The sequence below is a fragment of the Amycolatopsis albispora genome (assembly GCF_003312875.1).
GTDB lineage: Bacteria > Actinomycetota > Actinomycetes > Mycobacteriales > Pseudonocardiaceae > Amycolatopsis > Amycolatopsis albispora.
Genome location: NZ_CP015163.1, coordinates 8,419,596 through 8,430,611 on the forward strand (window position 1 = coordinate 8,419,596; position 11,016 = coordinate 8,430,611).

Here is an 11,016-nt window from a genome sequence, read left to right on the forward strand (position 1 = left end):
TGACCACCATGGATGATCTGCACGGAGAACAGTTGTCGGAACAGCTGCGCGCCCTGGAGGAACGGCTCGCGCGGGACTACTCGGACGTCCCGCCGCGCACCGTCCACCGGTGCGTGGAGCAGGAGGCTGGCCGGTTCAGCGGCGCCAGGGTGCTGAGCTTCATCCCGGTGCTGGTCGAACGCGCGGTCCGGCCGAAGCTGGAACGAGGTTTTGTTGGCACGTAGGCTGATTCTGGACGTCGACACCGGTACCGACGACGCCGTGGCGATCCTGCACGCGGCGCTGCACCCGGAGCTGGAGCTGGCCGGGGTCACCACGGTGAACGGCAACGTGGGGCTCGCGCACACCACGGACAACACGCTGCGGGTGCTCGACCTGATCGGGCGGTCCGACGTCGGGGTCCACCCCGGCCTGGCGCACCCGATCGCGCGGCGGGGCTTCCCGGGGCAGAAGCACTACGAGCGCGACACCGACCGCGATATGCACGGCACTTCGCTGCCGCTGCCCGAGGCGCGGTCGAAGGCACGGGACAGCACGGCCGTGGAGTTCCTGCTCGAGACGCTGCGGTCGGCGACGTCGCGGCTGACGCTGGTGCCGGTGGGGCCGCTGAGCAACATCGCCACCGTGCTGGCCATCGACCCGTCGGTGGTGGAGGCCGTCGACGAACTGGTGGTGATGGGTGGCGCGCACGCGTACGGCAACGTCACGGCGTCGGCGGAGTTCAACGTGTGGGCCGATCCGGAGGCCGCGGCGATGGTGTTCTCCGCCGGGTTCGAGCGGCTGACCCTGGTCCCGCTGGACGCCACGCACCAGGCGCTGGTCACGCGCCGGGACTGCGAGGCGATGGCCGCGCTGGGCACCCCGGCCGGGCGCGCGGCGGCGGACCTGATCACCCGGCGCATCGACGCGTACAGCGCGGGCCACGGCATCTCGGCCACCGACGCCGCGCCGGTGCACGACGCGGTGTGCACCGCCTACCTGGTGCGGCCGGAGATCATCACCACCCGGCACCTGCACGTCACGGTCGACACTTCGAGTTCGCTCACGGTGGGGCGGACGGTCATGGACACGCGGCCGAACGCGGTGGGGGAGCCGAACGCGCATGTCGCCTTCAGCGCCGACCCGGCCATCCTCGTCGAGACCCTCACGACCACCTTCGCCTGAGCAGGTCGTCCCCGCGGGCCAGGGCGATGCCGGTGAGCTTCGCCCGGTTCGCGTGGTCCGAGCCGTAGGCGCCGGCGGCCGGGTCCAGGTAGCGGTCCAGGCCGGTCGCGGCCAGCGTGAGCACCGCGCTCGGCCGCAGTTTCGCGGTGACAAAAGCCTGCACCACGCCCGGCACCGGTGCGCTCCGGCGCAACCGGGCAAACGCGTCCTCGCACGGGCGCGGCAGCAGCCACGGCCGCCGCTTCGCCAGCGCGCGGTACGCCGTCGCCAGCGCGGGTAGGTACACCGGCAGCGTGCGCCGCGCCTGGATGAGGGCGTAACCGTTGTGGCACAGCAGTTCCACCGCGAACAGCGGATCCGTCTGGTCCAGCATCGGCGGCTCGTGCACCGGCCGCTTGCCGGTCACCCTGGCGAACGCGACCCGGTGCGCCTCCCGGTCCAGCCGCCGCGACGGCAGCAGGACCAGGTCGAGGTCCCACACCACCACCCCCGAACCCGCGCCGGGGTCACGCGAGGTCAGTACCGGCGAGGTCCATTCCAGCGGCAGGTCGCTGACGGTGGTCACCGGCATGGCAGCCCTCCCGGCGAGTTCACGGCCAGCCGCACCTGGTCCAGGTACTCCAGCGAGGCCAGCGTCTGCCGGTCCGGTACGCCGAAGTCGATCAGGCAGGCCACTTCGTCCACGCCCACCTCGTACAGGTTCCGCACGAAGTCCGCGCAGCGGGCCACCGAGCCGAACAACGCCGACGACCGGAAGTAGCGTTCGAAGGCGTGGTCGAGCAGGTTGCCCTGCTTGGCGTCGTTCAGCTCCGGCCACTTGCTGCGCCAAAGGTCCACAGAGGACTCGAGGTAGCCGAGGAACGGCTCGCGGATCACCTCGCGCACGGCGTCGTCGGTCTCGCCGACGAAGGTGTGCAGCATGACCGTCACCGTGCCCGCGTCCGGGTCGAACCCGGCGGCGGCCCGCGCCTCGCGGTACGCCTCGATGCGCGGCACCAGGTCGTCGACCTCCTGGAACAGCAGCGCGGTGAGCACGTTGATGCCGCGCGCCCCGGCCTCGGCGAAGTTGGCCGGGTTCGACGAGCAGGTCAGCCAGAGGTTCAGGTCCGGCTGCACCGCACGCGGGTAGGTGGTGATCTCCACCTCCGCGCCGTCGCCGTTGACCCTGGTCACCGGCTTGCCCGCCCACAGGTCGCGCAGTGTGTCCAGGTGCTCGAAGACGTACTCGCGCCGCCCGGCGTACCGGTCCGGGGCGAGCGCGAAGTCGTTGGCGTTCCAGCCGGTGGCCAGCGCCAGGTCCACCCGGCCGCGGGCCAGGTTGTCCACGAAGGACCAGTCCTCGACCACGGTCAGCGGGTCGTGCAGCGGCAGCACCACGCTCCCGGCGCGCAACCGGACCCGGCTGGTCGACACGGCCAGCGCGGTGGCGGCCAGCGCCGGGTTCGGGTACGCGCCGCCGAACGGGTGGAAGTGCCGTTCCGGCAACCACAGCGCGGTGAACCCGCGCTCGTCGGCGAACCGCGCCGAATCGAGCAGCAGGTCGTACTCCTTCGGCGGATCGGTCACCTCGCGGTTGGCGAAGTAGAGCAGGCTGAAGTCCATGGCCACCTCATCTGGTCCCGGCGCCGGCCAGGCCGCCCTTGAGCGCCAGTGCCACCGCCTGCGTCCGGTTGGCGCAGTTCAGCTTCACCAGCATGCTGGCCATCACGCGCTTGACCGCGTGGTCGGAGATCGCCAGCCCGCGGGCGATCTGCTTGTTGCTCATGCCTTCCACCAGCAGCGAAAGCGCCTGCAGCTCGCGGCGGGTCAGCCGCGACCGGTACTCCCGGCGCGGTGGTGGCGCGGCGGCCTCCGCGCGCCCGGCGCGGTGCAGCAGCTGGCGCGCCATCGCCGACGGCATCGGCACCTGGTCCACCAGCAGCCGGTGCAGCGTGTCCTCCAGCACCGGCACGGTCAGTTCGTCCTCGACGAGGTAGCCGTCACCGGGCAGCTGCGCGGCGGCCGACAGCTCGGCCTCGCCCGGATCGCGCATCACCAGCAGGATCTTGGTGTGCCCGCGGCGCGCCCGCTCCAGCAGCGGCGCCAGGCCGGGGTCGTCGGCGAGGTTGGCCACCAGCACGTCCGGCCGGTGCGCGTCGAGCACACCTTCCGCCTCGTCGTGCCCGGTGCAGCTCAGCACGTCACGGACGTTGGCGATGGAATGCAGCATCGCCTCGATCCCCCGCCGCACCACCTCGTTCTGTCCCACGAGGAGAATGCGGATGTCCACTCCAGCCCCAGCGATGACCGAAATGCTCTTCGAGCTCTCCTGATTCATCGGATTCACCCATTCACAACGCCTGCCCTGCCCCCAACGCAGGATCGATTTCATTCCTACCTCCGAAGGTGTGAAAGATTTCCTCTGTTCTTCGGAGAGGCGCTGTGCTAAAGCCGTGACCAGGTGCTGACTCCGGGTGCTCAGAACATTGTTCTGCCGACTGTCACGAATGTGGCTTTCGAGACACAAAACGTCTCGAAAGCCACATTCGTGACACGGGTCAGCTCATCGCGCGACGCTGGAACTTGCGCACCGCGATCGGCGCGCAGATCGCCACCAGCGCCACGCACCAGGCGAAGGCACCCCAGCCGCGCCAGCCGAGCGGCTCGTCCAGCAGGAAACCGCGGACCGCGTCGACGATCACGGTGATCGGCTGGTAGTCGGCGAAGGCCCGCAGCCCGGCCGGCATCGACTCGGTCGGCACGAAGGCGCTGCTGGCGAAGGTCAGCGGCAGCAGCCAGATGTAGTTCGCCGACTGCGCGCCCTCGGCGTTGCGGACCATCAGCCCGATGGTCGAGGACACCCACGAGAAGGTCAGGCTGACCAGCAGCAGCAAGGCGATCGCGGCCACCCAGCCGCCGACGCCGGCGGTCGGCCGGAAGCCGACCACCAGCCCGATCAGCACCCCGGTGACGATGATGATCGAGTTGCGCACCACGTCGGCGAGGATGCGGCCGGTGAGCACCGCCGACGGCGCCATCGGCAGCGAGCGGAACCGGTTGACCAGCCCGCGGCTCATGTCCTCGGCCAGGCCGACGCCGGAGTTGACCGCGCCGAACGCGACGGTCTGCACGAAGATGCCCGCCATCAGGAAGTCCGGGTAGGTCATGCCGGGCGTGCCGATCGCGCCGCCGAAAACGTACCGGAACAGCAGCACGAAGATGATCGGGTTGACCGTGGCGAAGATCAGCTGGTCGGGAATGCGGGGGATGTGGCGCAGGCTGCGCTTGGTCAGCACCAGGGTGTCGGTGATCGCCCACTGCAGCCTGCCGCGCTGGAGCGGGCGGACGGGGGCGAGGGATTCGGCCGTGGTCACGGGGTCTCCTCGATCAGGCTTTCTGCGGTTCGACGGGTTCGACTCGTTCGGCGGGCACGGCGTTCTTGCCGGTCAGGGTCAGGAACACCTCGTCGAGCGTGGGTTCGCGCAGGCGCACGTCCTCGACGCCGATCTCCAGGTCGTCGAGTTCGCGGATCACCTTCGCCAGCAGGCGCGGCTCCTTGATCGCGGGCACGGTGATCACGCCGGTGTCCGCGTTCAGCTCGGCCGACGCGGTGCTGAACCGTTCGAGCGCCTCCAGCGCGACGGTCGCCTTGCTGTCCGGGGCCAGGTGCACCTCCAGCCGGGCGCCGCCGACCTGCGTCTTCAGTGAATCCGGGGTGCCCTGCGCGACCACCGTGCCGCCGTCGATCACCACGATGTCGTCGGCCAGTTCCTCGGCCTCCTCCAGGTACTGCGTGGTCAGCAGCAGCGAGGTGCCGCGGGCGACCAGGTCGCGGACCAGCTGCCACACGGTCTGCCTGCTGTGCGGGTCGAGGCCGGTGGTCGGCTCGTCGAGGATCAGCAGCGCCGGGCGGACGATCAGGCTGGCGGCCAGGTCGAGCCGTCGCCGCATACCGCCGGAGTAGGTCTTGACCAGGCGTTTCCCGGCTTCGACGAGGTCGAACTCGGCGAGCAGCTCGTGGGCGCGGCGCTTGGCGTCCGCCCCGCTGAGGTGGTACAGCTGGCCGATCATCTCCAGGTTCTCGTAGCCGGTGAGGTACTCGTCGAGCGCGGTGTACTGGCCGGTCAGGCCGATCTCGGACCGCAGCGCCCTGGCGTCGCGCACCACGTCCTTGCCCAGCACGGTGACCGTGCCGCGGTCGAACGGGAGCAGCGTGGAAATGATCTGCACGGTGGTGGTCTTGCCGGCGCCGTTCGGCCCGAGCAGCCCGAGCACGGTGCCGCGGCGGGCGGAGAAGCTCAGCCCGTTGACCGCCTCGACGTCGCCGTACCGCTTGTACAGGCCGTCGACCACCAGCGCGGGTGTCTGGTCGGACATGGCGGACCCCCTTCCTGGCCATGTTCATTGTGAACTAGTAGATAGTGAAGAAGTACACTAATATCGGGAGTATGTCCGCCCCCGCTTCCGGCCGTCAACCCGGCACGGAGCGTGACGAGATCCCGGCCAGGGACATCGTCGCGCTCCTCTTCGACACCTCACGCCGGTTGTGCCTGCAGTCCGACCGGCTGCTCGGCGCGACCATCGGGCTGTCCGAGGCCCGCGCCCGCCTGCTGGTCACCGTCAGCGAGCTGGAGCCGGCGCGGATGGGCAGGCTCGCCAGCGATCTCGGCGTCAGCCCGCGCTCGGTGACCAGCATGGTCGACGCGCTCGAGCGCGACGGGCTGATCACCAGGGAACCCGATCCGGAGGACCGCCGCGCCACCCTGCTGCGGCTCACCGCGGACAGCCGCGCCCGGATGTCCCGCCTGTTCGACGCCCAGCACCGGCTCGCCGAGGACCTGCTCGGCCCGCTCGACGCGGACGACCGGGCGAACCTGCACCGGATGCTCAGCGTGCTGTGGGAGAGCGCCGGCCCGGACGGCGCGCCCCGTCCGGGGCGCCCCGATGAGGTGACCGGTTGAGCCGAATGGGGCGCGCCTTCGCATCTCTCGGTAACGTCCTTCGCCGCCATAGCATCGGCCGCATCGAATCGAGGAACGCCGCGCTGGGGGTGGATCCGGTCCGGGCCCGCCGGCGGCGTCGTCCTCCGGCGGAAGGCGAATCCGATGACCACCTTGCAGTCCGAGCCGACCGCGGCCGCGGCCGAGATCCCCGTTCCCGCGGCCCCGTCGAGCCGGCCGAGCTCGGCGTATCTGGCGCTGGGCTACCTCTGCTTCTCGACCACGCTGTTCATCCTGGCGGTGTTCCACGCGGGCCTGGTTTCGTTCAACTTCATCGTCGCGGTGTTCCCGACGGCGATCTTCTTCGGTGGGGTGGCGCAGTTCATCGCCGGTATCTGGGCGTATTCACAGCGTGATTTCCTGGCCGCGGTCACCTTCACCTCGTTCGCCGCGTTCTGGCTGAGCTATTCGCTCTACACCTGGCTGTTCCTGCCGCAGCTGGTGGCGAACTTTGGTAATTCCGTTACCACCGCCACCGGTAGCTTCACCCTGGCGTGGGGACTGGTGGCGTTGTTCGTCACCGTCGCCGCGCGGCGGGTGAACCGCGCGGTGTTCGCCATGCTTTCGCTGACCACGCTGATGTATTTGTTCATCACCATCGGCCAGTACGCGGTGGCGCCGCCGGTCGACCTGGTGGGCGGGGTCTTCGCGCTGGCCGCGGCGCTGCTCGGGTTCTACGTGGGGGCCGCCTACCTGATCAACGGCAGCTACGGCCGGGTTGTGCTGCCACTGGGCGAACCACGCTCGTAGACCCGCGAACGCTACCGGACAACTGGGGACAGGGGCCGTGCCATGCCGATTTCCACCGCAGGGAGCAGAACGGAAACCGTGGTCGAGGCGGTTCGCCGGGCGGCGGAGGCCACGCCGGCGAAACTCGCTTTCACCTTTCTCGAAAACGGGGAAACCGAAAGCGCGCGTTACGACTTCGCCGGTCTCGACGCCGCCGCCCGCCGCGTCGCCGCCCGCCTGCAGGCCGACGGCCTGGCCGGCGGGCGGGTGCTGCTCGCGATCAATCCGGGCCCGGACTACTTGGCCGCGTTCTTCGGCTGCCTCTACGCCGGGGCGACCGCGGTCCCGTGCTACCCGCCGCGGCAGCACGGCAAGTCGCGTGAGCTGGCCGCGATCGCGGTGGACTCCGGCGCCGGAGCGGTGCTGACCGCCGGTGGCATGGCGGCCACCGTCGCCGAGCGGTTCGCCGAAACCGTGGAGGACAGCCACTTCCCGGTGCTCGACGTGGACACGGTGGACGACGCGCTGACCGGCTCGTGGACCCCGCCGGAGATCGGCGGCGACGACCTCGCCTTCCTGCAGTACACCTCGGGCTCCACCGGCGCGCCCAAGGGCGTGATGGTGCGGCACCGCGACATCGTGCGGCACGTCGGGCACATGTACCGCCGGTTCGAGCTGAGCCAGGACAGCACGGCGGTGTCCTGGCTGCCGCCGTTCCACGACATGGGCCTGATCGCGTTCATCCTGATGCCCGCGGTGATGGCCTACCACGCGGTGCTGATGACCCCGCGCGACTTCGTCACCCGCCCGGCGCGCTGGCTGGAGGCGATCAGCACCTACCGCGGTGAGATGGTGGCCGCGCCGGACTTCGCCTACGAACTCTGCGTCGAGCGGGTCACCGACGAGGAACTGTCCCGGTTGGACCTGTCGAGCTGGCGCCAGGCGTGCAACGGCGCCGAGCCGGTGCGGGCGGAGACCATCGAGCGCTTCACCGAAAAGTTCGGCCCGCGGGGGTTCCGGCCCGAGACCTTCCGGCCCTGTTACGGGCTGGCCGAGGTGACCCTCGCCGCGGCGGTGCCGCTGTCGGGCAGCCGTCCGGTGATCATCGAACGCACCTGGGACACCGACGAGCCGGACCAGGGCAAGCGCCTCGTCGGCTGCGGGGTCGCGCTCGACGGGCACGAACTCGCCATCGTGGACCCGGAACGCCTCGAACGCTGCCCGGACGGCACCCTCGGGGAGATCTGGGTGACCGGGCCGAGCGTGCCCGCCGGGTACTGGAACCGGGAAGAGGAGTCCGAGCGCACCTTCCGCGCCACCCTGCCCGGCGGTGACACGCCCTACCTGCGCACCGGCGACATGGGCCTGGTGCAGGACGGCGAGCTGTACGTGGCCGGGCGGTACAAGGACCTGATCATCATCCGCGGCCGCAACTACGCGCCATCGGACATCGAGCACCTGGTGGGCCCGTGCCACCCGCGCAACCGCGCCAGCGGCACGGCCGCGTTCTCGGTGAACACGGGCACGGCGAACGCGGCCGAGCGGCTGGTGGTGGTGCAGGAGGTCCGCACCCGGCGGGACAGCGACTTCGAGGCCATCGTCGAGGCGATCCGCAAGCGGGTGCTGGAGGAACTGGAGATCAACGTCGACGTGGTGGTGCTGACCAAGCCGACCGCGTTGCCGAAGACCACCAGCGGCAAGATCCAGCGGCGCGCCTGCCGGGCCCGCTACCTCGCGGGCAGCCTGGAGGCACTGCACGAGTGGCGCGCGAGCACGGGCGAGCGCTCGGACGGGCCGGGGGAACTCGAAGAAGGCTGGTCCGGCACGGCCGAGGCGATGGAGATCCTGCTCGCGGAGAACGTCGGCCGGGTGATCGGCGCCGACGTCGCGGTGATCGACCGCGCCCAGCCGTTCAGCACGCAGGGCCTGGATTCGGTGCGGGGTGCGGAGTTCACCGGCAATCTTTCGGTGCTGCTCGGTGTGCCCGTGCCCGCCGCCGCGCTCTACGAGTACCCGTCCATCCGCGACCTCGCCCGGCACCTGGTCGAACAACGAGCGGCCGGCGAGGGGAGCGGGGACGAGCTGTGACCGCCACGGTCGTGGTGACCGGGATGGCCTGCCGCCTGCCCGGGATCTCGGGGCCGGACGAGTTCTGGCGGCTCATCCGCGACGGCCGCAGCGAAGTCGGTGAGGTGCCGTCCACCCGCTGGGAGGTGGCTGCGACCTACGACCCGCGACCGGGCCTGCGTGGCAAGACCTGCTCGCGCTGGGGCGGCCTGCTGTCCGATGTGGACCGGTTCGACGCCGAGCTGTTCGGGATCACCCCGCGTGAGGTGGAACGCCTGGACCCGCAGCAGCGGTTGGTGCTGGAGGTCGCCTGGGAGGCGCTGGAGGACGCCGCGCTGCTCCCGGCGGACCTGGCGGGCAGCCGGACCGGTGTGTTCATCGGTGCCGGGAACAGCGACTTCGGGCGGATGCTGTTGCAGGACCCGTCCGAAGTGGACATCTACTCGCTGGTCGGCGGCGGGCTGAGCCTGCTGGCGAACCGGCTGTCGTACGCACTGGACCTGCGTGGCCCGAGCGTGGTGGTGGACACCGCGTGCTCCGGTTCGCTGGTCGCCGTGCACCAGGCGATGCGCAGCCTGCTCGACGGCGAATGCGACCTGGCCATCGCGGGCGGGGTGAACCTGTGCCTTTCCCCCGAGGTGGACATCGCGAATTCGCATGCCCGCCTGCTGTCCCCGACCGGCGGCAGCAAGGTCTTCGACGAAGCGGCCGACGGCTTTGTGCGCAGCGAGGGGTGCGCGCTGGTGGTGCTGCGCCGCGGTGACGGCTCGGGACCGGCGCACGCGGTGCTCAAGGGTTCCGCGATGGCGGGTTCGGGCCGTGGCAACGGTCTTGGCGCGCCGAGTGCGGCCGGGCAGGAGGAGGTCGTCCGGCTCGCGCTGCGCAACGCGGGTGTCGAACCGGCCGAGGTCGGTTATGTGGAGACGCACACCACGGGCACCGCGATCGGTGACGCGGTGGAGGTCGGTGCGCTGTCCCGGGTTTTCGGCGGTGAGCGGGAGCAGCCGTTGCGCCTGGGTTCGGTCAAGGCGGGCATCGGCCACCTGGAAGCGGCTTCGGGCGTGGTTTCGCTGATCAAGACCATCCTGGTGCTGCGGCACGGCTGGATCCCGCCGGTGGCGGTCGAGCGGCTGAGCCCGCAGATCCGGCTCGGCGCCGGGGTGGAGATCCCGGCCGAACCGTCTACCTGGGACGGGCCGCGGGTGGCGGGCATCAACTCGTTCGGCTACGGCGGCAACAACGTGCACCTGGTGGTCGGTGAGGCACCGGCGGACACCCCGGAGCCGTCGGGCGACCCGGAGGTGCTGGTGCTGTCGGCTCGATCGCCGGAGTCGCTGGTTGAGCTGGCCGAGCGATACACCCGCTACCTTGAGCACTCCGAGGTGCCCGTCGCCGACATCGCCCACACCGCGCGGGTCGCGCGCACGCATTACCCGCACCGGCTTTACGCGGTGGGCTCCACCCATGAGGAACTGGCGCGGGATCTGGCCAAGGCCGAGCCGTTCGTTGCCGGTTCGCCGGTGATCGCCTTCGAATTCGCCGACGACAAGGCCGACGGCGACTGGTTCGAGGCGTTGTGCACCCGGATTCCCGCGCTGGCGCTGATCGTCGAAGACCTGGGCGGCACCATCGACGCCCCCGGTTTCCTGCCGCAGTACGCGCTCGCGACGCTGCTGGCGGAATGGGGCGTGTACCCGGATCTGGTCGTCGGCCAGGGGTCCGGTGAACTGGCCGCGGCCTGCGTCGCGGGCGCGAGCAATCCCTACGAGTTCGACGGGCAGTTCGGCGAACCCGACACCCCGCTGTACCTGGGCGGTCAGGAAGTTCCCGAACACGACTTCACCATCCGCTTCTGCGCCGACTTCCTCGGTGACGGCCTGCCGCGGCTGCTCGGCGGCCTGCACTGCCGGGGGTCCGAAGTGGACTGGACGGCGATCGGCGGCGGACGGCAGGCGCACCTGCCCACCACACCGTTCGAGCACCACGAGCGGTGGCCGATCAGCCTGCACCGGCGGCCACCGGCCAAACCGCGTGCCGCGCACCCGCTGCTGCGCGGCCGCTGAAATCCGCACGCGAG

General features: G+C 70.6%; 11 protein-coding genes. 6 read left to right on the forward strand and 5 right to left on the reverse strand.

Going from position 1 to position 11,016, the window contains the following annotated elements; translation table 11 throughout:
• Positions 1-8: 8 nt before the first annotated feature.
• Together A4R43_RS39170 and A4R43_RS39175 are read left to right on the forward strand one after the other, a co-directional pair.
• Positions 9-224, forward strand: coding sequence for a three-helix bundle dimerization domain-containing protein (locus tag A4R43_RS39170; RefSeq protein WP_113698181.1), 216 nt, complete (start codon positions 9-11; stop codon positions 222-224).
• A complete protein-coding gene (locus A4R43_RS39175) occupies positions 214-1,164 on the forward strand; it encodes a nucleoside hydrolase (RefSeq protein WP_113696695.1) in 951 nt (316 codons plus the stop codon). The genes A4R43_RS39170 and A4R43_RS39175 overlap by 11 nt, the downstream gene beginning before the upstream one ends.
• Here A4R43_RS39175 and A4R43_RS39180 read toward each other — a convergent pair.
• The 5 genes from A4R43_RS39180 to A4R43_RS39200 all read right to left on the reverse strand — a co-directional run bounded on the left by A4R43_RS39180 (position 1,145) and on the right by A4R43_RS39200 (position 5,520).
• Positions 1,145-1,735, reverse strand: a complete 591-nt coding sequence (locus tag A4R43_RS39180) for an HAD family hydrolase (RefSeq protein WP_113696696.1) — start codon at positions 1,733-1,735, stop codon at positions 1,145-1,147. The two genes, A4R43_RS39175 and A4R43_RS39180, sit on opposite strands and share 20 nt — an antisense overlap.
• Complete coding sequence (locus A4R43_RS39185; RefSeq protein ID WP_113696697.1) at positions 1,726-2,766, reverse strand: MupA/Atu3671 family FMN-dependent luciferase-like monooxygenase; 1,041 nt, start codon at positions 2,764-2,766, stop codon at positions 1,726-1,728. Before A4R43_RS39185 ends, A4R43_RS39180 begins: the two co-directional genes overlap by 10 nt.
• A gap of 7 nt (positions 2,767-2,773) precedes the next feature.
• Positions 2,774-3,481: a response regulator transcription factor gene (locus A4R43_RS39190; RefSeq protein ID WP_162788753.1), complete on the reverse strand. Its 708-nt coding sequence runs from the start codon at positions 3,479-3,481 to the stop codon at positions 2,774-2,776.
• 220 nt (positions 3,482-3,701) lie between these two features.
• Positions 3,702-4,517, reverse strand: a complete 816-nt coding sequence (locus tag A4R43_RS39195) for an ABC transporter permease (RefSeq protein WP_205215161.1) — start codon at positions 4,515-4,517, stop codon at positions 3,702-3,704.
• A gap of 13 nt (positions 4,518-4,530) precedes the next feature.
• The gene (locus tag A4R43_RS39200; RefSeq protein WP_113696699.1) at positions 4,531-5,520 is read right to left on the reverse strand and encodes an ATP-binding cassette domain-containing protein; all 990 of its coding nucleotides are present in this window, start codon (positions 5,518-5,520) and stop codon (positions 4,531-4,533) included.
• Between the two features lie 71 nt (positions 5,521-5,591).
• On the opposite strand from A4R43_RS39200, the gene A4R43_RS39205 reads away from it, so the two are divergent.
• The 4 genes from A4R43_RS39205 to A4R43_RS39220 all read left to right on the forward strand — a co-directional run bounded on the left by A4R43_RS39205 (position 5,592) and on the right by A4R43_RS39220 (position 11,002).
• The gene (locus A4R43_RS39205) at positions 5,592-6,104 is read left to right on the forward strand and encodes a MarR family winged helix-turn-helix transcriptional regulator (RefSeq protein WP_113696700.1); all 513 of its coding nucleotides are present in this window, start codon (positions 5,592-5,594) and stop codon (positions 6,102-6,104) included.
• 144 nt (positions 6,105-6,248) lie between these two features.
• The gene (locus A4R43_RS39210; protein WP_113696701.1) at positions 6,249-6,893 is read left to right on the forward strand and encodes an acetate uptake transporter; all 645 of its coding nucleotides are present in this window, start codon (positions 6,249-6,251) and stop codon (positions 6,891-6,893) included.
• Between the two features lie 42 nt (positions 6,894-6,935).
• Complete coding sequence (locus A4R43_RS39215) at positions 6,936-8,960, forward strand: AMP-binding protein (protein WP_113696702.1); 2,025 nt, start codon at positions 6,936-6,938, stop codon at positions 8,958-8,960.
• Entirely contained in the window at positions 8,957-11,002 is a 2,046-nt protein-coding gene (locus A4R43_RS39220; RefSeq protein ID WP_113696703.1) for a type I polyketide synthase, read from the forward strand. The genes A4R43_RS39215 and A4R43_RS39220 overlap by 4 nt, the downstream gene beginning before the upstream one ends.
• Positions 11,003-11,016 lie beyond the last annotated feature (14 nt).